At 54.8% G+C, this 22,001-nt stretch carries 27 protein-coding genes and 1 tRNA gene; 7 read left to right on the top strand and 21 right to left on the bottom strand.

The genetic code is table 11. The features are described from left to right. From VGA14_RS07915 to VGA14_RS07905, 3 genes are all read left to right on the top strand, one after another. The coding region (locus tag VGA14_RS07915) for an AAA family ATPase (protein ID WP_331003216.1) at positions 1 to 1,211 on the top strand (1,211 nt) is incomplete at its 5' end. 198 nt (positions 1,212 to 1,409) lie between these two features. After that, positions 1,410 to 2,753 (top strand): hypothetical protein, encoded by a 1,344-nt coding sequence (locus VGA14_RS07910; protein WP_331003215.1) that lies wholly within the window; start codon positions 1,410 to 1,412, stop codon positions 2,751 to 2,753. A 38-nt stretch (positions 2,754 to 2,791) separates the two neighbouring features. Beyond that, positions 2,792 to 3,070 (top strand): acylphosphatase, encoded by a 279-nt coding sequence (locus VGA14_RS07905; protein ID WP_331003214.1) that lies wholly within the window; start codon positions 2,792 to 2,794, stop codon positions 3,068 to 3,070. On the opposite strand, the gene VGA14_RS07900 is transcribed toward VGA14_RS07905, so the two are convergent. From VGA14_RS07900 to VGA14_RS07850, 11 genes are all read right to left on the bottom strand, one after another. Further along, positions 3,067 to 3,405: a hypothetical protein gene (locus VGA14_RS07900; RefSeq protein ID WP_331003213.1), complete on the bottom strand. Its 339-nt coding sequence runs from the start codon at positions 3,403 to 3,405 to the stop codon at positions 3,067 to 3,069. The genes VGA14_RS07905 and VGA14_RS07900 overlap by 4 nt on opposite strands. A gap of 24 nt (positions 3,406 to 3,429) precedes the next feature. After that, on the bottom strand, positions 3,430 to 4,242 hold the full coding sequence (gene hisF / locus VGA14_RS07895; protein ID WP_331003212.1) for an imidazole glycerol phosphate synthase subunit HisF: 813 nt from the start codon (positions 4,240 to 4,242) through the stop codon (positions 3,430 to 3,432). After that, a complete protein-coding gene (gene hisA / locus VGA14_RS07890) occupies positions 4,239 to 4,946 on the bottom strand; it encodes a 1-(5-phosphoribosyl)-5-[(5-phosphoribosylamino)methylideneamino]imidazole-4-carboxamide isomerase (protein ID WP_331003211.1) in 708 nt (235 codons plus the stop codon). The genes hisF and hisA overlap by 4 nt, the downstream gene beginning before the upstream one ends. Beyond that, positions 4,937 to 5,569: an imidazole glycerol phosphate synthase subunit HisH gene (gene hisH, locus VGA14_RS07885; protein ID WP_349257154.1), complete on the bottom strand. Its 633-nt coding sequence runs from the start codon at positions 5,567 to 5,569 to the stop codon at positions 4,937 to 4,939. Before hisH ends, hisA begins: the two co-directional genes overlap by 10 nt. Further along, entirely contained in the window at positions 5,566 to 6,156 is a 591-nt protein-coding gene (locus VGA14_RS07880) for an imidazoleglycerol-phosphate dehydratase (protein ID WP_331003209.1), read from the bottom strand. The genes hisH and VGA14_RS07880 overlap by 4 nt, the downstream gene beginning before the upstream one ends. A 7-nt stretch (positions 6,157 to 6,163) precedes the next feature. Next, positions 6,164 to 7,090, bottom strand: a complete 927-nt coding sequence (locus tag VGA14_RS07875) for an HAD-IA family hydrolase (protein WP_331003208.1) — start codon at positions 7,088 to 7,090, stop codon at positions 6,164 to 6,166. Then, a complete protein-coding gene (gene hisC / locus VGA14_RS07870; protein ID WP_331003207.1) occupies positions 7,087 to 8,151 on the bottom strand; it encodes a histidinol-phosphate transaminase in 1,065 nt (354 codons plus the stop codon). The genes VGA14_RS07875 and hisC overlap by 4 nt, the downstream gene beginning before the upstream one ends. Further along, complete coding sequence (hisD, locus tag VGA14_RS07865; protein ID WP_331003206.1) at positions 8,148 to 9,431, bottom strand: histidinol dehydrogenase; 1,284 nt, start codon at positions 9,429 to 9,431, stop codon at positions 8,148 to 8,150. The genes hisC and hisD overlap by 4 nt, the downstream gene beginning before the upstream one ends. Continuing rightward, the gene (gene hisG, locus VGA14_RS07860; RefSeq protein ID WP_331003205.1) at positions 9,431 to 10,408 is read right to left on the bottom strand and encodes an ATP phosphoribosyltransferase; all 978 of its coding nucleotides are present in this window, start codon (positions 10,406 to 10,408) and stop codon (positions 9,431 to 9,433) included. Before hisG ends, hisD begins: the two co-directional genes overlap by 1 nt. An 83-nt stretch (positions 10,409 to 10,491) precedes the next feature. Continuing rightward, entirely contained in the window at positions 10,492 to 11,730 is a 1,239-nt protein-coding gene (locus tag VGA14_RS07855) for a hydroxymethylglutaryl-CoA reductase, degradative (protein WP_331003204.1), read from the bottom strand. A gap of 9 nt (positions 11,731 to 11,739) precedes the next feature. Beyond that, positions 11,740 to 12,855 (bottom strand): PQQ-dependent sugar dehydrogenase, encoded by a 1,116-nt coding sequence (locus VGA14_RS07850; protein WP_331003203.1) that lies wholly within the window; start codon positions 12,853 to 12,855, stop codon positions 11,740 to 11,742. A gap of 56 nt (positions 12,856 to 12,911) precedes the next feature. Between VGA14_RS07850 and VGA14_RS07845 the strand changes: the two genes are divergently transcribed. Further along, positions 12,912 to 14,009, top strand: a complete 1,098-nt coding sequence (locus VGA14_RS07845; RefSeq protein WP_331003202.1) for a CBS domain-containing protein — start codon at positions 12,912 to 12,914, stop codon at positions 14,007 to 14,009. Position 14,010: 1 nt separating this feature from the next. On the opposite strand, the gene VGA14_RS07840 is transcribed toward VGA14_RS07845, so the two are convergent. Then, positions 14,011 to 14,129, bottom strand: a tRNA-Ser gene (locus VGA14_RS07840). A 112-nt stretch (positions 14,130 to 14,241) separates the two neighbouring features. Between VGA14_RS07840 and VGA14_RS07835 the strand changes: the two genes are divergently transcribed. Beyond that, entirely contained in the window at positions 14,242 to 14,517 is a 276-nt protein-coding gene (locus VGA14_RS07835) for a hypothetical protein (protein ID WP_331003201.1), read from the top strand. Position 14,518: 1 nt separating this feature from the next. Further along, complete coding sequence (locus VGA14_RS07830) at positions 14,519 to 15,070, top strand: hypothetical protein (protein WP_331003200.1); 552 nt, start codon at positions 14,519 to 14,521, stop codon at positions 15,068 to 15,070. Here VGA14_RS07830 and VGA14_RS07825 read toward each other — a convergent pair. The 7 genes from VGA14_RS07825 to VGA14_RS07795 all read right to left on the bottom strand — a co-directional run bounded on the left by VGA14_RS07825 (position 15,056) and on the right by VGA14_RS07795 (position 20,185). Further along, positions 15,056 to 15,643 (bottom strand): hypothetical protein, encoded by a 588-nt coding sequence (locus VGA14_RS07825; RefSeq protein ID WP_331003199.1) that lies wholly within the window; start codon positions 15,641 to 15,643, stop codon positions 15,056 to 15,058. The genes VGA14_RS07830 and VGA14_RS07825 overlap by 15 nt on opposite strands. A 60-nt stretch (positions 15,644 to 15,703) precedes the next feature. After that, positions 15,704 to 16,240 carry a 4Fe-4S dicluster domain-containing protein gene (locus VGA14_RS07820; protein ID WP_331003198.1) on the bottom strand — a complete coding sequence of 179 codons (537 nt, stop codon included), beginning with the start codon at positions 16,238 to 16,240 and terminating at the stop codon, positions 15,704 to 15,706. Between the two features lie 259 nt (positions 16,241 to 16,499). Then, a complete protein-coding gene (locus VGA14_RS07815) occupies positions 16,500 to 16,919 on the bottom strand; it encodes a hypothetical protein (protein WP_331003197.1) in 420 nt (139 codons plus the stop codon). 166 nt (positions 16,920 to 17,085) lie between these two features. Further along, complete coding sequence (locus VGA14_RS07810; RefSeq protein WP_331003196.1) at positions 17,086 to 17,349, bottom strand: hypothetical protein; 264 nt, start codon at positions 17,347 to 17,349, stop codon at positions 17,086 to 17,088. 171 nt (positions 17,350 to 17,520) lie between these two features. After that, on the bottom strand, positions 17,521 to 18,693 hold the full coding sequence (locus VGA14_RS07805; protein ID WP_331003195.1) for an ArsA family ATPase: 1,173 nt from the start codon (positions 18,691 to 18,693) through the stop codon (positions 17,521 to 17,523). Positions 18,694 to 18,792: 99 nt separating this feature from the next. Continuing rightward, complete coding sequence (locus tag VGA14_RS07800; RefSeq protein WP_331003194.1) at positions 18,793 to 18,981, bottom strand: hypothetical protein; 189 nt, start codon at positions 18,979 to 18,981, stop codon at positions 18,793 to 18,795. 85 nt (positions 18,982 to 19,066) lie between these two features. Then, entirely contained in the window at positions 19,067 to 20,185 is a 1,119-nt protein-coding gene (locus VGA14_RS07795) for a DegT/DnrJ/EryC1/StrS family aminotransferase (RefSeq protein ID WP_331003193.1), read from the bottom strand. A 334-nt stretch (positions 20,186 to 20,519) separates the two neighbouring features. On the opposite strand from VGA14_RS07795, the gene VGA14_RS07790 reads away from it, so the two are divergent. Then, a complete protein-coding gene (locus tag VGA14_RS07790) occupies positions 20,520 to 21,032 on the top strand; it encodes a translation initiation factor IF-2 subunit beta (protein ID WP_331003192.1) in 513 nt (170 codons plus the stop codon). On the opposite strand, the gene VGA14_RS07785 is transcribed toward VGA14_RS07790, so the two are convergent. Together VGA14_RS07785 and VGA14_RS07780 are read right to left on the bottom strand one after the other, a co-directional pair. Next, the gene (locus tag VGA14_RS07785) at positions 21,023 to 21,241 is read right to left on the bottom strand and encodes a hypothetical protein (protein ID WP_331003191.1); all 219 of its coding nucleotides are present in this window, start codon (positions 21,239 to 21,241) and stop codon (positions 21,023 to 21,025) included. The two genes, VGA14_RS07790 and VGA14_RS07785, sit on opposite strands and share 10 nt — an antisense overlap. A 64-nt stretch (positions 21,242 to 21,305) precedes the next feature. Continuing rightward, positions 21,306 to 21,791 carry a hypothetical protein gene (locus VGA14_RS07780; protein WP_331003190.1) on the bottom strand — a complete coding sequence of 162 codons (486 nt, stop codon included), beginning with the start codon at positions 21,789 to 21,791 and terminating at the stop codon, positions 21,306 to 21,308. Between the last annotated feature and the right edge of the window lie 210 nt (positions 21,792 to 22,001).

The following is a 22,001-nucleotide window of genomic DNA, read 5'->3' as shown; positions in this document are numbered from 1 at the left end:
CCACGAACAGGCCAAACGCCCTTGACCCAGCGCTCAGGCGCCCCGGCAGGTTTGACCGCGAAATAGAAATCAAAGTCCCGGACAAGCGCGGCAGGCTGGAGATACTGCAGATACACACGCGCAACATGCCACTTGAAACCGACGTCGACCAAGACAAGATCGCAGGAATCACCCACGGCTTTGTCGGCGCAGACCTGGAGTACCTCTGCAAGGAGGCGGCGATGAAGTGCCTCCGCAGGCTGTTGCCAGAGCTGAATCTCGAAGATGAAAAGCTGTCGCCAGAAGTGCTCAACAAACTGATAGTGACGATGGCCGACTTTGAGAACGCGGTCAAGGAAGTCATGCCGTCTGCCATGAGGGAAGTCTACCTCGAGTCGCCGGACATACCGTGGTCTGCCATAGGCGGCCTTGACGAGGTCAAGCGCGAGCTTCAGGAGGCAGTCGAGTGGCCGTTGCGCTATCCGGACCTTTACACAAAGCTTGGGCACACGATGCCAAAGGGCATACTGATGCACGGGCCGTCGGGGACCGGCAAGACTATGCTCGCAAAGGCAGTCGCCACGGAATCTGAGGCGAACTTTATCAGCGTTCGCGGCCCCGAGCTCTTGAGCAAGTGGGTCGGCGAGTCGGAGCGCGGCATCAGGGAGATATTTAGGCGCGCTAGGCAGGCCGCGCCGTGCGTCGTGTTCTTTGACGAGATAGACTCGATAGCGCCGACGAGGGGAATAGGCGGCGACAGCATGGTGACAGAGCGTGTCGTGTCACAGCTGCTGACCGAGCTTGACGGCATACAGGCGCTGTCAGGCGTCGTCGTGATCGCTGCTACCAATAGGGCAGACATCGTCGACCCCGCGCTACTGCGCCCCGGCAGGTTCGACAAGATAGTGTTCGTGCCAATGCCTGACAAGGCCACGAGGCTCAAGATACTCGACATACACGCCAAGACCAAGCCGCTAAGCTCCGACGTGGACATCGCCAAGGTGGCCGAGCTCACCGACGGGTTCAGCGGCGCAGACACCAGTTCAGTCGTAAACACTGCAGTGTCGCTCGTGCTGCATGAATATCTTGCAAAGTACCCGACGCCGGAAGAAGCTGCAAAGCACGCGGCGGAAGCGCACGTCATGATGCGCCACTTTGAAGAGGCGGTCAAGAAGATCAAGACGCAGCGCGAAGGCAAGCCGCCAGAAAAGGCTGTGCCGTACTACCGCTAGGCACGCGCTGCAACTTTCTTTTCTCCATTTTTTTCCTGCGGCAGAATTCTTTACGCTTGCAAAACAACGCCGCGCCAATTGTTTTCATGCGTGAAACTTTCCGGTGAATCCCTGATCAAACTATCTTCATTATACGGGGCAAGATTTCCGGGGTAATGTTTTTAAAGTGATGGTTTATTGATAACATTACCTAAAAAATTGGCAGAAAACTCACAACTCCAAATTGTAAGCAAGCCGACTACTGCACAGCTGAATCGTTTTGCAACACCACTTGACGTCAAGAATCTGGCCGCAGAATACGGCACTCCACTCTATCTTGTTGACGAAGACACGCTCCACGCAAAAGCGCGCGAGCTGCACCGGGCCTACTCAAAGTTCAAAGGCCCAGTCAAGGTGGCGTACTCTATCAAGGCCAACTTTTCGCCCGCAGTCATGCGCGCCTTCATGAAGGATGGGCTCGCCTTCGACCTGACATCGCTTGGCGAGCTCCACTTTATCCTCCAGTGCAACGCCGACCCGGAGAACGTTATCTACACGAGCGTAACGGAGGAGGCGGAAGAGTACGTCGAGGTTTTGAGGAGCGGGGTGCGCAGGGTAGTCGTCAGCTCTCACCAGGGCATGATGAACTTGGCTATTGCCGCAGGCAAGGTGGGCGTGCGCCCGCTTGCAATGATCAGGATCAACCCTGAAGTTGCAACAGACGCCAAGGTGCGCGCGACCCACAAGAACGGCAAGTTCGGAGTCCCGTTCAACGGCGGAACCATCGACAGCGCGGCCAAGATGGTCAAGCACATGCTGACAAGCGACCTGCTAAAGTTTGAGGGGTTCCACTTCCACTTGGGCTCGCAAATAACCGACTTTTCCTGCTACACACACGCCTTGGACAAGATGGACGCCTTCATGACGAAGATGAAGAAGGAGAATCCTGCTTTCCAGGTAAACACGTTTGACATCGGCGGCGGGACACCGGTGTTCTACAACGACCCCGTGCCGACGCCGGCAGAGATGGCCAAGAACCACCTTGGCAGACTTAACCAGCTGGCAGAGACCCACGGCGTGTTCACGCTGATGATAGAGTCGGGGCGCTTCCTCGTGGCCGAGTCGTCGATACTCGTCTCTAGGATAGTGAATACCAAGGAGTACAACGAGCACAAGATAGTGATAGTCGATGCAGGATACCACATACTCCTCGACGCGGCGCTCCTGAAGCAGGAATACCCACAGGAAGTGATTCCTGTCGTGGACAGCAAGGACCGGACTACCGGTCTAACGGCGCCAAAGAACACGCACCTCGCCGGCAGGCTGTGTGACACGTACGACGTGTTCCCGCTTTCAAAGGTTTCGGACATGAGCGGATCAGATGTGGGTAACTACGTCTCGTTCTACAACGTGGGCGCCTACTCGGTCGTGTTCAACATGCCGTTCCATTGCCAGACCAAGCCGCCCATCGTGATGAAGGACAGTGACGGTAAGTACAGGCTGGTCAGGAAGGGCACGACGTACGAGCACCTGTTCGCCGAGGAAGGCGGACATCTAGCATAACCGGCATTTTTTGCGCCGTCATTTTCTAGGTGTTTGAAATGCCAAAAACTCGCGCCCACGTGTTTGTTGCCGGCAAGGTGCAGGGCGTGTATTTCCGCCAGAACACGATGCAGACTGCAAAACAGCACGGCCTGGCCGGCTGGGTGCGCAACCTCGACGACGGCAGAGTTGAGGCCGTCATCGAGGGCGATGAAGACAGCGTCAGAAACGTGGTCGGGTGGTGCCACCAGGGCCCGTCGGCTTCAAAGGTGGACGCTGTAGATGTCAAGTATGAAAGCTACACGGGCGAGTTTTCAGATTTTACGATAACGGGCTAGCGGATTTTTTCATACGCCTGTGCAATCTGTGTTTCTGCTTCTTCAAGGCTTGACTGCTCCGTGACTTCAAGGCGCGCGGGCGGCTCACCGCGCTCATTCCTTATCTCTATTACCAGGCGGTCACGGGCCGGCTCGATGTCTAGGAACGTCCGGAACGTGAGCGTCTTTGCGTAGACTACCCTGTGCGGCCTCACCTCTTCAATGACGTTTGCTCCAAGCGACTTAGCAAACCTGCGCAGCTCCAACATCAATTCTTTTCTTTGTGGGTCAAGATGCTCGAGATGCGCCTTAAACGTGATGCTGCTTCCTGAGGACAGGAGGCCGAATTTGTCCATGCACTTGATAATGTCAACTGATAATTATACCCTGATCTTGACGCCGCTTCTCCTCAGGTACTTCTTGACTTTGTCGACTGTCGACTTTTCATAATGGAATATCGAGGCCGCAAGTGCGGCGTCAACGTCGGTCTTCTCGAACACGTCCAGCATATGGCTTGCCCGCCCGCAGCCGCCCGACGCTATGACCGGTATGTTGACCGTCTTGCATATGGCCTGGGTCAGCTCGACGTCGTAGCCGTTCTCGGTTCCGTCGGCGTCGATGCTCGTCAAGAGTATCTCGCCGGCGCCAAGCGACTCAGCCTTTTTCGCCCAACTTATCGCGTCAAGGCCCGTGCCCTCCTTGCCGCCGTATACCATCACCTCAAACCAGTACCGGCCCTTTTTGTCAGAGAACACTGTTTTTCCCTTCTGGCTGCCCTTGCCTAGGTAAACCCTCTTTGCGTCTATTGCAACCACGACGCACTGCCTGCCGAAAATCTCCATCAGCCGGGTTATCAGCGCCTGCGTTTTGACAGCCGCGGTGTTTATCGAGACCTTGTCGGCGCCGGAAAGCAGTATGTCACGTGCGTCCTCCAGCTTTTTTATGCCGCCGCCGACCGTGAACGGGATGTCAATGACGCTTGCCACCTTTCTCACCACATTCTTCATCGTGTCGCGCCCCTGCTGCGACGCCGTGATGTCCAAGAACACGAGCTCGTCTGCGCCCTGCTCGCCGTACTTTTTTGCAAGTTCCACCGGGTCGCCGGCATCCTTGATGTCGGAGAAGTGGACGCCCTTTACCACGCGGCCGTTGTCCACGTCAAGGCACGGGATTATCCTCTTTGCGAGCGTCATGCTACTGCCTTCACTCTCTCTATGCTCACCTTTCCGTCGTACATCGCCTTGCCAAGTATCACTGCCGCGCACCCGGCGCTCTTGACGCGTACGGCGTCCGCGACGCTTGAAATGCCGCCGCTTGCGATTACCCTAACCCTGCCGTCGACGCCTGCAGCCTGCGCAAGCGTCTCAACGTCGGGGCCAGCAAGCATGCCGTCGCGCTCTATGCTAGTGAGCAAAAAGTTCTCGATGCCCATTCCTAGGAACTGAACTATGGCGTCCTTTACGCTGACGCCGGCAGACTCCTTCCATCCACTGACCATCACCTTGCCGCCTGACTGATCAATGGAGACAACAATCCTGCCTGGATATTTTTTTGCCAGCTTTCTGACGGCCTCAGGGTCGCTGTAGGCCATCGTGCCGATGACAACCCTCGCGGCTTTTTCAAGCGCGTCCTTCGCAGCGTCGGCGGTCCTTACGCCGCCTGCGACTTGCACCGGTACTTTCACCGACGACACCAGCTTGGCAACAGCCTCTTTGTTGTTCCCAGTGCCAAAAGCCGCGTCAAGGTCCACGACGTGAAGCATGTCTGCGCGGGCGGCCTCCCATTTTTTCGCCGTCTCGGAAGGGTCGCTTCCGTAGACAACCTTGTTTGCCGGGTCGCCCTTGACAAGCCTCACGACCTGGCCGCCCATGATGTCCACAGCCGGGATCACCTCCATTTCTTTTCTGCCTTGGCCCTTTCACACATTGAGATAAAGTTCTTTATCATCCTGCCGCCCACGTCGCCTGACTTTTCCGGGTGGAACTGCACGCCCACCAGGTTGCCCTTCTCGACTACGGCCGGTACCGTCGCGCCGTATTCTGACGTCGCCACTACGAGTTTCCTGCTCGTAGGCACCGTGTGGTACGAGTGCACGAAATATACCCACGCGTCGTCCTTTACGCCCTCCAAGAACTTACTCTTGCCTCTTATCTTCAGGTTGTTCCATCCCATGTGCGGCACCTTGACCTTGCTCTTTGGCAGCATAACGACCTCACCGTCGAGTATCTTCAAGCCTTCAAGCCTGCCCTCCTCGCTTCTGTTGAACAACATCTCCATGCCAAGGCAGATGCCCATCACCGGCATGCCTTTGTCAATGGCTTTTTCGAGTCGGCTGGCGTCCTTTTCTATCGACTCGATTGCGGGGTCAAAGTTGCCGACTCCCGGTAGCACGAGGCCGTCATATTCGTCAAGGTCCTTCATGTCGCGGATTATCGTAACCTCGGCGCCGTTGCGCTCAAGCGCCGCCTGCAGGCTGAAAAGGTTCCCTGCGCCGTAATCAAATATCGCTATCCTCATCACATCGCGCCCTTGGTGCTTGGGGCTCCCTTCCTCTTGCCGTCTGCGCCGCACGCTGCCCTCAGGGCAAGCGCGAGCGCCTTGAGCGCGGCTTCGACCTTGTGGTGGTCGTTTTCTCCGTACTCGACCACCATATGCGTGCACGCGTTCAGGTTCTGCAAAAGCGATCGCACAAAGTGCTCGAGGTCCTCCCTCGGCATGCCCTCTATGCTTGCCCGCTCCAGCTTCAATTCGACCTTCTGGTACTGGCGCTTGACCAGGTCGATTGCGACGTAGGCAAGGGCTTCGTCCATCGGCACCATCGCGCTGCCAAACCTCACTATACCTGACCTTGCGCCAAGTGCCTTATCTATTGCCTGCGCAAGCGCAATCGCGACGTCCTCTGCAATGTGGTGCACAATCCCGTCGTTTGACTTGCCCGTCAGCGAGATGTCTATCATCGAGTGCTTACCAATAGATGTGATGAGGTGGTCGACGAAGGGCAGACCAGTCTTGATTTTTGTGTTTCCGGCGCCGTCGATGTTTACCTGCACGGTGACTGCAGTCTCTTTCGTGACCCGCCCAAGTTTTGCCTTTCTTGCAGAGGCCAAGTACCATTCAAGCCTCCAGTACTTTATTTAACAGTAATGGGAGCGAGTTGACGCTCTTTGCCACCGCGTCGGCTTCCTGCTCCCTGAACTGCTTCAGCGTATTGGCAGGCTGGGGGCTCAGGCCGTAGACGCCCACGAACGCTATCTCAAAACCTGCCTCTTTCTGTGCCCTCCTTGCCATCATCATGTCTTCTGCCGAGTCGCCGGCGTAGACAGCGCTTTTTGCGTCCATGACCTGCATCGCCTTCTTGATGGCATACGGGTTTGGCTTGGCGTGCTCCCTTGCCTCGTCCTCCAAGAAAACACAGGCGTCGAGGTTAAAGTACTTCAGGACGGGGGCAAGCGAGTACTCAGCCGCTAGCCGGCTTCTGCCCGACACTATTGCCAGGTTGCCTGAAAACCACTCGTGCAAAAGCTTCATGGTCTCCTTCCTGACTGCAATCCGGTCGTTTGCTATGAACGGCCTTTTGACCTTGCAGTATTTGGGCACGAGCCCATTCTGCTTTTTGAAAAGCGCCGGCCCGTAAAACAACTCGTCAAACACCCTCCCTATGTAGCTGTCCTTTACAGGCGCAGGGTAGACCAAGACTTGCTTGTGCTTTTCTATACCATATCTCGAGAGAAACTTTTCCACGGACACTATCCCCGTGTCGTCGGCGTTCTCTGCAACTTCAAAGAGGAACTTGCGCGTCCTGGGTGTGCTCTGCCGGTTTGCCATGGCCGCAAGCGCGATGGCGTAGCTGGTATCCGTGTCGTTGTTAAAGCCGCCGCCTTGGCGAAAGCGCAGGATCAGCCGGTCCGTTACTAGCCCCTTGTACTTTCTGCCAGTCGTCTGCTCCAGGACAAACTCGACCGTCTTTTTTATCGCATCATTGTACGACCTGCGGATGTCCACGAGCACGCCGTCGATATCAAACAGCGCGCAGTCCATCATGCCACTACCTCTTCTACGCATTCCACGAACTTGCTGTTTGTCCTGCGTGTGCCGATGGTGACGCGCATGCAGCCTGGGTGGCCGGCGACGTTTCCGAGAAGCTTGACCACTATCCCGCGCTTTTCAAGCGTGTCGGCGATCGTGCGGTATTTCCTGCCGGCTTCGATAAGCAAAAAGTTGGCGTCAGACCTGAAAACCCTGATGCCTGCAATCCTTGCCAGCCTCTTTGCCACGCGCTCGCGCTCACTCTTGACAGCCTCCACAGTTTTTGCCACGTGGACTGATCTTTCAAGCACGCTTGAGGCTATGGCAAGCGAAAGTGTGCTGACGGGGTAGGGCGTCTGTATGGTCGAATTAAAGACACTTGCCAGTTTCTCGTTTGTCACCATGTAGCCGACGCGCGCGCCGGCAAGCCCAAACGCCTTTGAAAGCGTGCGGAGCACTATGACGTTTTCGCGCTTTGTTGCGAGCTTGGCAAGCGAGTAGCCGGCAAAGTCGGCATACGCCTCGTCCACGAGAATAAGCTTGTCGTCAAGCTCGTCGATTATGCCGGCGGCAATTTTCCTCGGGATCTGGCCGCCGGTCGGGTTGTTTGGTGAGCATAGGTATACGAGGTCTGCTTTCTTGGCGCGCAAGGCAAACATGGCCGCGTCAAGCTCGAAATCGCCGTCAAGCGGGACCCTGTCAACCAATATGCCGTGAAGCTCGCACCTGTTTATGAAATAAGAGAACGTCGGCACGAAAACGGTAGCCCTAGCTCCATTTACCGCAAGCGTCGTGAGCAAAAGCTCGATTATCTGGTCCGAGCCGCTGCCAACACCCACATATTTTTCGCTGACGCCGGCATACTCCGCAAGTTTCGCATAAAGCTCCTCAAGCTCGTCGATGGGGTATTCGCGAAGGTCGACGCGTTTTGCAGCATCCTTGGCCACCGCCGCGATAAAGCCCCTGTCAAGCGCAAAGTTCTCGTTTGAATCGAGCTTTATGGCGCCCTGCACTTTATCCGGGCGAACGTACCTGTCCAGTTTTGATATCCTTGATAGTTCTTTTGAGAACCTCAATTGCGCTTTCCCCTCGCCCTTACGGCCTCGTAGTGATTGGGCAGCCCTTCAGCAGTCGCTATCTCCTTTACCACCTTTTCCACCCTTGCAAGCCCTGCCTTTGAGACCCGTACCCTGTTCACCACTTTGAGAAAGTCAAGAACGGAAAGCGACGCGCGGGATCTGGCAAAGCCAAGCGTCGGGAGCACGTGGTTTGAGCCAAGAGCATAGTCGCTGGCAGAAGAGGGCGAATCCTGGCCTATCAGGACCAAGCCGGCAGACTTGAACTTCTTGGCTACTGCCTCCGGCCTCTTGCAGATCACCTCCAGGTGCTCCGGCGCAAACTCATCGGCAAAATCTACGCACGCCTTTTCGTCGTTGCAGACTGCGATAAAGCCGTTTTCGTCAAGGCTTTTCCTGACAATATCAGAGCGCGCGATTCCGGGCACCATTCTTTCAACTTCATTTTGCACGCTTGCAGCGAGTTTCTGGGAAGCAGTCACGAGGCCGCAGATCGTGTCGGGGCCGTGCTCTGCCTGAGAGATGAGGTCGGCCGCAACGAGCCTCGGGTCCGCTGAAGCATCCGCGTAAACCAGCAGTTCGGTCGGGCCCGCGACCATGTCTGTAGATGCCACACTTGACGCGGCCAGTTTTGCCGCGGTGACAAACATGCCGCCCGGGCCCACTATCTTGCTGACGGATTTGATGGACTGCGTGCCGTAGGCAAGCGCCGCTATTCCCTGCGCGCCGCCTGCCTTGTAGAATTCGTCGACGCCGCAAATGTCGGCCGCAACCAGAGTCAATGGATCGATATTGCCGTCATTTGTCGGGGGCGAAACAGCGACAATCCTCAACACGCCGGCTGCCTTGGCTGGCACCGCGCACATGACCAGCGTGCTTGGGTAGCGCGCTTTTCCGCCAGGTATGTAGCAGCCGACACTTGAGACGGGGACAAGCGCTCTCTCTATCGAGACGCCCTCTGACCTTACTCTAATGTCGCGCAACCGCCTAGTTACTGCAAGCTCGCTCTTTTCAAGGCGCGCCTTCATCAGCCTTATCGCGCTGACCTGCTCCTTTGTCACCCTGCCGTACGCGTCCTTTATCTCCTGTCTTGTCACGGCAAGCGAGCCGAGCCTGACCCCGTCAAACTTTGCCGAATAGTCGATGACAGCTGCGTCGCCATGCTCCTGCACGTCGCGCATTATCGCCATTACCTGCGCCATTAACTCGCTAGAAACGCTGACTGACTTGCGCAGGCGCGCCGCCACTGACGCCGGCTCGGCGACATTCAGCACTTTCATTACGAATAGCCGTCCAGGTTTACCTCTTCAAGGGGCAATATCTGCCTAGGCTCAAGGACGACGATCCCTTGCGCCAGCTTTCTCATCTTGGGGACTATTTTGATGAACTCGTCCTTGTCGATAACCGTGTTGACTCCGAACCAGCCGTCCTCGGAAAGTGGGCTTATGGTCGGCCTTTTCAGCGCCGGCAGCGACTTTAGCAGCATGTCGAGGTTCTCCTTTTTCACGTTTACAAACAGATGCAGCTTTTTCCTGCCTTCCACAACTCCTTTCAAAAGCGCCACCATGTCGGCTATTTTCTCGCGCTTGGCCGCGTTCTTCAGAGACTTTCTGTTCGCTACCAACACTGCAGTGGAAGTCGCGACGGTGTCGATTATCTTCAGGTTGTTCTGCGCCAATGTTGTTCCAGTTTCAGTGATGTCGAAAATCGCGTCGACGTCCTCCGGCGGCTTAGCCTCCGTCGCGCCAAAGGACAGGAATATCTCGACCTTCCTGTTGTCGCCCACGCGCAGCCACGGTGTTATTATAGTGGGGTCGGAGTTGCCGTAGTGCTTCTTGTACGCCTTGGTCGCCTTGATGCAAGCCGAAGTGGTCGTCAGGTATTCGGCTGAGAACCTGAGCGTCTTTTTCTTTTTAGCAAAATCGTCTACCAAGGCGTCGAGGCTCTCGTAAGGAAAGCTGGTCGGGATGGCGATGACCTGGTTGACCCTGCCTATCTCAAGGTCAAGGAGCACTACAACGTCGGCCCTTGCCTCCTTTATCCAGTCCCTGCCAGTTATGCCCACGTCGTAAAACCCCTCTTGAACATAGGTGGGGATCTCTTGCGGCCTCAGGATCTTGGTCTCTATCTCGGGGTCTGAAAGCTTTACTCTGTAGGTGCGCCCCCGGCCGCTTACCGTTTGGTACGCCTGCTCGAGGAGCTTGAACGTGACTTCCTCTATGCTACCCTTTGGAACCGCAAATTTCACAGTGGGCATTGGTAGATGATAAAATCTCCTTATCGGATATATATCTTGTAGCCGGTTCCTTAAGACCTGCATGCCGCTGCCTTAAAGGCGGATCAGCGCCGGAGCGACTCGAGCACTTCTCTTGCTTTTTCCGCATTGACCGCTCCATCGCCGGCTATTCTTTTTGCGACGACGTCAACCTCGTCGCCCCTTGCTCCGGCAATGACAGCGATGTTGCGGGCATGGAGCCGCATGTGGCCATTCTGTATGCCCTCTGACGCAAGCGCGCGTATCGCGGCGAGGTTCTGCGCAAGGCCAACCGCCGCCACTGCCATCGCCAGCTCCTGCGAGCTCTTTACTTTCATTATCTTCAGTGCCACCTTTGCCGTCGGGTGGACGTTTGTGATGCCGCCAACTATACCTACTGCAAGCGGCAATTCAATCTCGCCGGCAAGGTCTCCGGTCTTCGTGCGCCACCACTTCGTCAAAGATCTATAAGTGCCGTCCCTCGCCGCGTAGGCGTGAGCTCCTGCCTCTATTGCACGAAAGTCTTGGCCGGTGGCAAGCGCGACGGCGTCGATGCCGTTCATGATGCCCTTGTTGTGCGTGACTGCGCGGTAGACATCGGAATGCGCAAGCGCGTGCGCGTACAGGATACGCTTTACAACTTCGCTGCCGCCAAGCTCGTTCTTATCAAAGACTGCCTTGCACCGCACCATCCTTTCAGTCGCGTAGTTGGAAAGTATCTTTAACACCACTTCACCCCCGGTTAACTCGGCCACCCTCGGCGCTATCGCCTCGCACATCGTGTTTACCGCGTTTGCGCCCATCGCGTCCTTCGTGTCTATAACCAACTCCACTACAAGCATCCTGCCCATCTTGTTCTTGCTTGCGTCGCGCACTTCGCGTGCTCCAAGGCCAACCGCCGCGACCGCCCTGCTTTTTGCGTTTGCAATCGCAAGTATCTCCTTTTTCTTCGCAAGCACCCTGCGCCTTGCGGCGGCAATGTTTTTGAGCGAAACTACCTGCACCTGCCCTATCATGCGCGACTTGTCGGCCCTAGCTGTAAACCCGCTCCTTGCCTTTGCGATCTTGGCCGCCTTGCTCGCTGCGGCTATCACGGATGGCTCCTCGATTGCCATCGGCACCAGGCGCTCGACGCCGTTTATCACAAAGTTGGTCGCGATCCCGAGGGGCACGGACATTATGCCGACCGCGCTCTCGACCATTCTGTCTGCAGTATCGAACGCGAGCGGTGCGCCAAACGCCGCCACTTCGTCGTTGGAAAGCCCCGCCGCGCCCTTGATGAAATCGAGGCGCTCCTCCCTGCCCATCTCGTAGAACCTTTTCATCCCGAGACGCTAGGGGGAAGTCACCCTTAAAATCTTGTCATTGCTCGGCCCAGCAATGGCCCTGCCGTCCCGGTTTGACGTGAGCACGTAAAGCGAGCCGTCCGGCGCTTCGACCACGTCGCGTATCCTGCCAAAGCCGGTCAGCACGTTGTTGCTGTCGCCCGTTTCAAGGTCGATGTGGCGCACGTGCATCCCCTTGAGCGACGCCAACAGAATGTCACCCCTGTATCCAAGGGCGTCAGATTGCGCAATCGCGATGCCGCCGGGCGCAATGGCAGGGTTGAAGCAGAAGATCGGCTTTTCGAACCACGTTGCGTCGCACTCTTCGACTGGCCAGCCATAGTTCTTGCCCGGCTTTATCAAATTGATCTCGTCGTTGCCTGTCTCGCCGTGTTCGCTTGCGTACAGCTCGCCAGTCTCTTGGTGCCACGCAAGGCCCTGGATGTTGCGGTGGCCGTAGCTGTAGATAGGCAAGCCGGGGAACGGGTTGTCGTTCGGTATTGTGCCGTCGGGGTTTACCCGCAGTATCTTTCCTGCCAGCGAATTTGCGTTCTGTGCAAGCTCAGGCTGCCTTGCGTCGCCGGTCGCTACGTATAACTTGCCATCGGGCCCGAATTTTATGCGCCCGCCGTCGTTCCTGTCAGACGCTGGAATGCCATCTATTATCGTCGTTGAATCAATTATCTTGTTGTCGCGCTCTGTCAGCATCACAACTTTGTTGAACACGCCGGTGCCGTTGGTGTAGGTGTGGTAGACGTATAGCAGATGATTACTTGCAAAGTCAGGGTGGAGCGCAATGCCCATGAGGCCGGCCTCGTTCCTCTGTTCGACGTTGATGTAGGCCGCAGGTTCGGCAATGAGCTCGCCGTTTTCGATTATTCGTATCCTGCCGACCCTCTCTGTGAAAAAGATCCGCCCGTCCTCTGCTATTTCAACCGCCCACGGGACTTCAAGGTCGTCGGCAATTATCTCGATGCCTGAGACGACACCGGTCCCGTTGCCCCGGCCGGCGTTCGGCTCGGGCAGGGGAACGATCGTGCCTGCCGGCGTGTACAATATGGTCGCAACTGTCGCGATTATCACCGCTACGCCGGCGACAAGCGCAAGCCGGCGGTCTTTCTCCATGAGAAGAGTTGCAGAAAAGAAGGCTTAAAATGTAATCCCCGGCCTCGCTAAAGACAATGAAGGTATCTGAAATCATGGTAACAGACGTTGCAAGCCTCACTGCCGAAGACACCGTCTCCAGGGCACTCACTCTGATGGTGAACCGCTCAATCCACCAGGTGCCGGTCGTGGACGGAAACGGCGCCTATTCGGGCATGATATTTGCCAAGCAGTTTCTGGCGTCAAGCGCCCAGCCGACTTCAAAACTGAAAAGCTTTGTGACAAACACGTCGTCTCTTTCCCCCGACGACGAGGTGGAACATGCGGCCAAGATGATACTTGGCACCGGCAACAGGGCTCTCCCGGTCGTTCACAACGACAAGCTTGCCGGGATCCTGAGCGAGACTGACATCGCCCAGACTGCAGACTTTGGGCACGCCATCGTGGATGAGGTCATGTCTGGCGCCATTGTAATTGAAGAAGATACATCGCTTGCAGATGCTGTCTCAAAGATGAGGCGCTACAACATCTCGCGCCTACCGGTGATAAACACCGTGGGCGTGCTCCGGGGCATCCTGAGCATTCTCGACGCGGCATCGATAATCGCCATGCCGATGGATCGCGCCAGCAAATCGGCCGGCATCTCCGGGGCGAGGTCTAAGGTGAAAGGCGACGTGAAAGTCAAGGACATCATGCGCCGCGCAGTAGCAGTCGAGCGGGGCACAAAGCTGAACGACCTGTCCGAGCACTTCAAGAAGAATGAAGAATTGGTAGTGGTGGGTGACAGCAGGCCGATGGGCGTCGTAACTCCAAAGGACGCGCTTGAGCTTGTGCTTCCAAAGAAGGGCGAGCCTGCCATCCACATGGCCCACCTCGAGAACGAAGAGGAGAGCAGAAGGGTAGAGGGCGAGATTGCAAGGTTCGTGAAAAAGATACAGGGAAGGATACGCGACGTGCAGAACGTTGTCGTGTATGCGGACAAGCACAAGACGAGAAAGTATTCTTTAAGGTGCAGGCTGATAACCGGCAAGGGAGTGATAAACGCGCACGCAGTGGGGTATGACCCTATAAGCGCCGTCAAGGAGCTCATACGCAAGCTGGACAGGCAGGTCAAGGCCGAGCACACGCAAAAGGTAAACAAGAGAAAGCAGCGCGGCACAGGCAGAAGAGTGTAGGCGCGGACGAGGAGATTTGAACTCCTGATCGCCCGAAGGCGAATCGGCTCTCCGGCCGTGACCGACTCAAGGCCGACGCATTACTGTGTCTCACGGGAGGGACCACTCTGCCACGTCCGCGCAAGCAGTTTTCTCGCCGCCCTACTATTATACGTTAATAAGTTTTAATGCAGGCCCGAAACCTGAGCCTGTGTAGTCCAATTTTTATATTCGTAAAGCGATCAAAATATCGTTGGGCAAGAGAGCCGAGCAGAAACTCAAGTCAATTTCGGTGCTTGTTCCGCTGGAAATGGTGCAAGCCAGCCTTTCCGAGATAGGCTTTCTGATGCAGGACACCGCGACCGTCGTCGCCGACGGCAAATTCTGGAAAAAGATGCTCTACGCCCACGGCGACGAGACAATAAGCGTGTCGGAGGAAATAGGCGAAGTTTACCCAAAAGACCCGATAATCACAATCTGCGGCTCTAACAAGACGATATTGCACGTTGTAAGGGGCATAGGTGGATAAGATGCCTCTCTACGAATGCAACGAGCACCAGTTCGTCGAAAACGTTCGGCGGCTTTTGGAGGCCGGCGACAAGTTCATCGTGAACCGCCGAATAACGATCCACGACGACGCCAGGTACGGGCCGGCTACATTGCCGGACGAAGAGTTCAAGCGATATGAATCGCTGGTCGCAAGAAAGTCGGTCAACTCGACAGTCACCACGAAAATCCCGTTTGTCGACGCGTTCCACAACAGCCGGTTCTACGACGCAGACGGGACCGTGCACTCGACCTCGGCATTGATGTTCCCGAGGATGTCGGTGCCCTACTACCGCGTCGAGTATTCTGTCAACGTTTGGGGCGGGACCTACTTTTTCGCCTTTGACGCCCTCTTTGATCCAGAGATAGCGATAGAGAAGAGGAGCGGCAGGCGGCTCGGCAGGGGCGCACTCGTCCACGTTTTGCGCTACAACCCGCCTAAGGAGCGCGTGCTTGCCATAAACATGCCCAAGGGCGTTGTCGTTCTTGATGTCAAGCACATGGTCCGCGTCATCGACCATTCATCCAACTTTTAACAGCCAGTCGAAAAACGGTTCTAGCGGATTTGTAAACGGCAGCTCATTCATGTTCTTGGCGTTATAGCCCAAGAGGATCATGCGCCCTTTCAGCTTTTTCTGAAACAGAGCGGGCACCAGACTTTTATCAAGCGGACCGAATATCTTGAAACAAAAGTCGTGGCCAAAATGTGCGACGTGTTGCGCAAAGCAGTCCAGCAATATCGCGGGGTCGCCTGCGACGCGCCTGTTCATTTCCTCCTGACCCATACCCTGCGTATCTACTGCAATCTGCAGCATTCTTTTCGTATAATTTTCACGGGTAAACGCGGGATCGAGCCGGCCCGGATTTGACAGGTACATCCTGACTTCTTTTGCAGCTTGTTCAACAGTGCGTCTTGCGAGGTCCTTTGCCTCGCCTATTTCCGCGTCGCCGTGCACTCCAAACTCCCTGCCGAACATGAAGAACGCACCCATCGGCTCATCCTTTCGTATATAGGGAAAACCCGAGTCGCCGGCCAGAAAGCGTGTTATCCTCTTCTGCATGTCGGCGGGCAAAAACATGCCCATGTACGAGTCGAGTGCCACCGGCACAACTTTCGAAAGAGTACAGTAGGATTTAATCTTAAAGAAAAGAAAGAGAAAAAGAGGAAGCTAGTGGGCGTGCGGCGGTGGAGCGCTTCCCTTTGAGAGAGCCTCGTTGAAGGTGCCCGCAGCTTTTTCGTGGAACTCCAGGTTGCTCTGGTCGACCTTGACTGCCTGCGGCGGGCACACTGAAACGCAGGCCATGCACCAGATGCAGTCGTGCTCCCTAATTGGGTCTGCCTTGTCGGTGTAGTCCTTGCGCTCTTCCTTGACAGAGCTGCCTGTGCCTACGAACTCCATGTTTATAGCGTCCTTTGCCGGCACGTCGTGCTCGGTCCTGTACCACTGGAAAACCTGCACGGGGCAAGCCTCGATGCAGGCGCCATCGGCCACACACGAGTCCCAGTCAATGGCGACCATTGTGCCGCTTACGCCAAGCGGGATGACCTCTTCGCCGTGCGACTCGTAGGCGTGCTTGACATCCTCATTCTCTGCAGCCTCTGCAATCTTGCCCGGGCCCCAAACGAAGTGGAAGTGCTCGCCATCTGAGTGCTTTATCTTGCCTATTACTTGGTGATTCCTCGGAAAGTCTGGATCGATCGGCATGTTGACTCCTCAATACTGGGTTTCAGATATTATATAAAGTATACTCGTCTTAACCCACATAGTCTGGTCAAAATCTTATCCAATATAATTGAGCTGCCAATTGGCAGCTGACATTTCAGTGGAAAAAGTCAGTTCACAATCATTGCATATGGATGCCTTGGTCTGACTGGCTTCTTCGTGAGCCTTTAATGCATTTCTAGGATAATTATCCCATAGTTAAGAATTCGCATGTGAATTGACGATATCACTACCTGAGATGTCAGATAATTCTAAACTTCACTTCAGCTGTGGCACTTGGAGAGCTTCCCCCCGCAGTATTGATGCTTGCAACATAGTTCCCAGCTTCCGCATCGTTGGCCTCCTGCCATGTTACTTGCCTAGATAGACCTGCATCTATTGGGGTCAGGACTTGAGCAGCAATTACGCCGTAACTCTTGCCAGTGTCAAGATTTCTTATTGATAGCCCCAATGCAGAATCGGGAAATACCAGTGTCTCAAAGCCAAGATTCTTTGCCGTAAATGTCACCGTCTCGCCTCTGTTGTATTCAGGCTTGTCAGTTGTTAGTTGCAGCACCTTACCCTCACCATTCTTTGTTGTGCTATCGTATGAAGCTGCATAACCGAGCAAAAGACCTAGAACTGCAAAGGTCAGCCCAAAGATGACAATGGTTGAACGCAAATTCCGTATCAATCACTTTACAGAAAAAGAGGATAATAAAGACTACACTTGCTCTAATTATCGACCTTTGCCGCAGTTTCTCAATCCGTTAAATTCTGTATCCACTCGCCCCATTCGTATGCTGCGTAGGAATGCTGGTCAATCTCGCTCAGTTCTCCTGCAATCTTCAATGCCTCTTTAGTTCTTTTTCAATCCGCCTGATTCTTTTTTTATAGTCACCCAACGACTCTTTAAGAATCCGCTTCAAAACATCTTGGACTTCTGATGCTTCCTGCTTTGCCTGCAGATAATCAAGGTTATCATTTAGCTCGCGTCTTATATCTTTGAGGTATCTTATCGAATCATCGATGTTGCTTTTGTTGAGCGCTACTTCAAATCCTCTGAAATAAAGCTTGAGATCATTTGCCACAAGTTGGATGTCCTTTACCATAACTTATAACAAAAACTAAAGAATTTCGAATAAAGACGTTTGTATGTCCTTTACCATAACTTGTAATAAAGGCTAGAGGTTTGCGATATGGATTTTGCACTCTGTTTTCAGGGTTCCAACAGTCGCAGCTATCAAAGTAGCGTAAACTGTTTGCGAGTACGAAACGGGGTTTTACTTCTCAAAAAGCACGTCCAACATCCGCTCTTCCAGCTTGGCCTTTGCAAGTTTCATGGTTGCGGTTGCGACCGGCAATGGAATGATGTTCACCACCTTGCCTGCCGCAGTCCTGACGCTGACTGTTAGCTGGTTGCCGTACCGTTCTATCGAAAAGTCGTCCTTCTCCGAAAAGGGTACCTGCACAGTCATATGGATGGACGCGCCCTCGCTCTTGAACTGGTACGGCTGGCCCCGGTAAAAAACACCTGCCGGGTCCTCGTCGCCAAATATACGGTCGCCGTGCGCCGAGATCATCTCGATACCCCTCAGTTCTGTCTCGTAAAGTTGCACCTCCTTGACAGGCAGCGGGTAAAAGTTGGCTTTGGCATCCTCAACCTTACCGTGCTGGAACCTGGCCCACCTGTCGTAATAGGCATCGGAAGACCCTGCCATTATCTTGTTCACGACTGCAAGGTCAACGTTTATCCCGTACAGCGACGCCGACATCAATGCACGCTTGGCGTTCTCTATGCTGAACGTGTCCGGGTTTGCGACAAGCCTTATGCTGGTTGCCTCGTTGTCCTTGATGATGCCGGCAAGTGAATCTAGGCGGTCGAGTAGGTCCATCTCGCTCTGGATGACGTCTCTTGAAGGCGCCGGTATTTTTGCAAGCGGCTGGAACACCTTGGCTAACCCGGAGAACATACCTGCAAGGCCGGTCAGCTTGCGCCCGATGCTTCCCACAAGCTTGGGGAAATAGAGGTACCTCAGTGCCTCGCCGGACGCTGGCATGTCAAGGACCACCGCGTCATACGCCTTGGTCTGCCAAGTCTCCTCTATTTTTAGCAATGATAATAATTGCGTCATGCCCGGCAGCATGGCTATCTCGTATGCCAGCGTCTCGTCGATGCCCTTTGCGGAAAACACGGACGCCATGTAGGACAGTATGGAATTGTACTTTCGGCCCATTTCAATAACAGGGTCTATCTGCTGCGCGTGGAACCCTGGCACCACCTCCACCGGCTCGTTGCCAACTTCGGGCTTCATCAGGGCGTCGCCAAGCGTGTGCGCAGGGTCGGCAGAAAGCACAAGCGTCCTGTAGCCACGCCGTGCGAGCTTGATAGCTGTGGCGCACGACGTCACAGTCTTCCCGGTACCGCCCTTCCCGGTGTAGATGATGAGCCTCAATCCGGAAAATGCGGTGAGAACGGGATAAAAGAGTTTGGAGAGGGAGGGGTAGTAGACGTAGGCCCTTTCCGCATGCTGGCTTATATCCAGCCCGACATCCTACTCCTCTTTCTTCACCTTCAGGCCCATGGTCCTGTCGATTATCTTCATGATTGTAACCGTCCCCCCAAATCCTAAGACAGCAGCAACCGCTATGCCCATAGCCTGCACCGGGAGCTGCGACGGGTTGCCGTACAGCAGGCCGTCGGCGCCGGCAGGGTTGACAAACGAGCTTGCGACCAGCCCCACACCCAGTGCGCAAGTGGGTAGTAAACAAATATTCTCCATGCGATTATGAACACAAAGAACGCGGGCCTGATCCAAAAGGATGTGATCAGAGCCTTGCAAGTGCTGCCGCTGAACGTTCTAGGTCAGATGTCGCGACGCCGGGGTGGACAGGGAGGGAGAGCACGTGTTTTGCACACCAATCTGTTGTGGCAAGTTTCGTGCCGGGTGCGAGCCTGCGGTAAAGGTGCATCTTGTGAACTGGTGGGTCGTAGTACACGGCAGTGCCAATGCCTGCCTTCTCCAGTGCGACCCGGGCATCGCCCCTTGCCTTTGCGCTGGCAAAGGCGACGGTATACAGGTACCAGTTGAACTTTTTGTCTTCGGTCTCTTTCGGTAGCGAGATCCCTTTGATCTCTGATAAAAGCTGGGAAAGGAGCTCTGCGTTGCGTCTCCTTGCCTCCAGCATGGAACCAAGCTTGCCCATCTGCACGCCGGCGACAGCGGCGCTCATTTCAGGCAGCCTCAGGTTCAGCCCGAGCACTCTGGTATCGTAGTCGTGCGCCCTGCCGTGGTTCCTTATCATTCTAAGTTTCTCGGCTAGCCTGTCGTCGTCTGTGGTTACAGCGCCGCCCTCGCCGGCTGTGAGTACCTTGCTTGCATAGAGGCTAAAACAGCCCATAAGGCCAAGAGTGCCTGTCTGCCTCTTGCAGTAGGTAGAGCCAAGTGACTGACAGGCATCCTCTATGACTGCAAGCGAGCGCTTTTCTGCAATCTCTATTGCCTCAATATCGCACGGGTGTCCATACAGGTGCACAGGAATCACGGCCCTTGTGCGACTCGTGATCCTAGCCTTCATGTCTGCTGGGTCGATTGTGAAATCACTCTTCTTGATGTCGATGAACACGGGCGTTGCGCCTGCCGCCACAACCGCGTTTGCCGTCGCCACAAAAGTGAATGATGGCAGCAGGACCTCGTCGCCCTTGCCTATGCCGGCTGCCAACAGCGCTGCATGCAATGCCGCCGTTCCAGAATTGACTGCAACGACGTGCTTTGACCCGAGATAGCCCCTGAGTGCGCCTTCAAAGTCGCGGACGCGCTTGCCACCGTCGCTTGCCGCGCTTGTCAGAGTGCTTTCCTCAAGCACACTCATCACCTCACACTTCTCCTCCTCACCAAGCCAGGGCCGGTTTATCGGGATCACACCGGCCGTACTTGCAAACTGCAATAAAAACAGATGGATGAGTAGTACATGAAAATGCTACCACTTTGAGTCTGGAGATTAAAACAGAAGTGTTAGTAGCGACGGGGACAGAAAAGTCATTGCAACACATTCTTGGATCTTTCAGGCAAGAGGAATGCATCCAATACGGGCTACTAGCGTTTCGTATCCTGTGGCGAGATTTCCTACAGTAGTTTGGACCAGTGTTGCGCCACACAGCGCTTTAATGCTTCGAGCCCGCCCATTTTCAGGATGGATGGTAAGAGAGTTGTAGTAATAGGTCATGATGGGATAGGGTAGAGCAACGCGGAATACATGAAGATGAAGGGGTTGCCAGTGGATGGCTACGAGGTCAACGAAAAGGCTGTCAGGCGTGCCCTCACCCACAACACACATTAAACAGACCAGTCACAAATTCGGCGTGAGCGCCCAAAAGGCCGCCGACTATGAAGCGCTGTTAAAGCGCCTGCAGGACAAGATGGGGACTGCTGCAAAGAAGTCCACCTCGAGGCTCGAAATTCCCGAACCGCAGATAATCTGGGTCGGCCAGAAAACGATATTCCGCAACTTCATGGACTTTCCAAAGGCCCTGAGGCGCGACCCCGAGAAAATACTACTCTACCTTAACAAGGAGCTGGCATCAGCAGGCTACATACAGGGAGAGCGCGTTATCTTTTTGGGCCGCAAGACTCCGTCATCGTTCAACGCGCTCATCGAACGCTACGTCAAGGACTATGTCCAGTGCCCGGTATGTGGAAGCCCCGATACAAGGACGGAGAAGAACAAGAAACTCGGATTCTTGATCTGCGAGGCATGCGGAGCCAAGTCGTCGATAAAGGGAAACTACGCCTGACCAGATGATAGGAAATCATGAGCATGCAAATTCCTTATCCAAGCGCTGGCCACTGACACATCGTTGTCGTATCTCCTCCCGACAAGCGCGTTCATTTCGTTAAACTCTGCCACCTTTTTCTTGACGGCGTGAGTCCTACTGGCGACGTGCCCCGGCACTTCACTAGCGTCTATCAGCTCGTCACACATGTTGCATCGCAATCTCTCCATGCCTGCATGACACCGGCACGCGGATTTCTATGGTAAAACCAACCATGCTTGCTACATTCGTCAGCTATTTTTGATCATTGTGCATGCGGAGCACGTCCAGCACATGTGCAAGCTCGGGATTGTTTGTCAGCCTGTTCAAAAATCCACGGACAATCTGCCTTGTCGTGCGTTCTGCCGCGCCCTCACCCCTGTGCTGCTTATTGACGACGTGATCATATACGAACGGGCTGATGTATATCGAACAAACAATTGCAATCCAGCTGAACAAAGTCACAGTTGTCTTGTCGTCAAGCATCTGCTGGCGCTTTTCCTCAAACATCCTGCCGATGATGCGCACGTTATAGAGATACATCTTTTTCCCGGCCTTGCTGTCCTGCCCGGTAAAAAGCACACCATCGCGTTCGTCGTAAATTAAACCGAACAACACGTTGCTGGGCATCTTGACATGCCGCGACTTGGCTGCGTACTCGAACAGTTCGTCCATGAGCGCCTTGAGGAGGGCGTAAAACCGCTGCGCGGCCTTTTGGCGCTCTTCCTTGTCTCCCGTCAAATTGCCCCCCTTCTCATTGCAAGCTGCCGGCGGATTAAAATGTTGGCTACAAAAATGGTTGTTGAGGTGGAAAGAAACTTTGCAAAATATATGAGATGTGCCTTCTCAATCGATAAAAATTCCAAAAATTTGCCTCGATAGACGCGTTCGTGTCAACCTTGTTAACTACTAAATTGGATAATATTGACTATTGGTTCTAAGTATGAACCA

Source organism: Nitrososphaera sp. (genome assembly GCF_036397675.1).
Taxonomy (GTDB): domain Archaea; phylum Thermoproteota; class Nitrososphaeria; order Nitrososphaerales; family Nitrososphaeraceae; genus Nitrososphaera.
This window is presented reverse-complemented; position numbering and strand designations above follow the sequence as displayed.

What these genes read in the sequence shown, in the direction of transcription:
- hisA (WP_331003211.1), bottom strand. Translation starts at nt 4,946, where the DNA reads ATGGAGGTGATCCCGGCTGTGGACATCATGGGCGGCCAGGTCGTGAGG.
- VGA14_RS07850 (WP_331003203.1), bottom strand. Translation starts at nt 12,855, where the DNA reads ATGGAGAAAGACCGCCGGCTTGCGCTTGTCGCCGGCGTAGCGGTGATA.
- VGA14_RS07905 (WP_331003214.1), top strand. Translation starts at nt 2,792, where the DNA reads ATGCCAAAAACTCGCGCCCACGTGTTTGTTGCCGGCAAGGTGCAGGGC.
- VGA14_RS07820 (WP_331003198.1), bottom strand. Translation starts at nt 16,240, where the DNA reads ATGCCGATCGATCCAGACTTTCCGAGGAATCACCAAGTAATAGGCAAG.
- VGA14_RS07790 (WP_331003192.1), top strand. Translation starts at nt 20,520, where the DNA reads ATGGCTACGAGGTCAACGAAAAGGCTGTCAGGCGTGCCCTCACCCACA.
- VGA14_RS07845 (WP_331003202.1), top strand. Translation starts at nt 12,912, where the DNA reads ATGAAGGTATCTGAAATCATGGTAACAGACGTTGCAAGCCTCACTGCC.
- VGA14_RS07900 (WP_331003213.1), bottom strand. Translation starts at nt 3,405, where the DNA reads ATGGACAAATTCGGCCTCCTGTCCTCAGGAAGCAGCATCACGTTTAAG.
- VGA14_RS07830 (WP_331003200.1), top strand. Translation starts at nt 14,519, where the DNA reads ATGCCTCTCTACGAATGCAACGAGCACCAGTTCGTCGAAAACGTTCGG.
- hisG (WP_331003205.1), bottom strand. Translation starts at nt 10,408, where the DNA reads ATGCCCACTGTGAAATTTGCGGTTCCAAAGGGTAGCATAGAGGAAGTC.
- VGA14_RS07875 (WP_331003208.1), bottom strand. Translation starts at nt 7,090, where the DNA reads ATGATGGACTGCGCGCTGTTTGATATCGACGGCGTGCTCGTGGACATC.
- VGA14_RS07855 (WP_331003204.1), bottom strand. Translation starts at nt 11,730, where the DNA reads ATGAAAAGGTTCTACGAGATGGGCAGGGAGGAGCGCCTCGATTTCATC.
- hisF (WP_331003212.1), bottom strand. Translation starts at nt 4,242, where the DNA reads ATGACGCTCGCAAAGAGGATAATCCCGTGCCTTGACGTGGACAACGGC.
- VGA14_RS07810 (WP_331003196.1), bottom strand. Translation starts at nt 17,349, where the DNA reads ATGGTAAAGGACATCCAACTTGTGGCAAATGATCTCAAGCTTTATTTC.
- VGA14_RS07785 (WP_331003191.1), bottom strand. Translation starts at nt 21,241, where the DNA reads ATGGAGAGATTGCGATGCAACATGTGTGACGAGCTGATAGACGCTAGT.
- hisD (WP_331003206.1), bottom strand. Translation starts at nt 9,431, where the DNA reads ATGAAAGTGCTGAATGTCGCCGAGCCGGCGTCAGTGGCGGCGCGCCTG.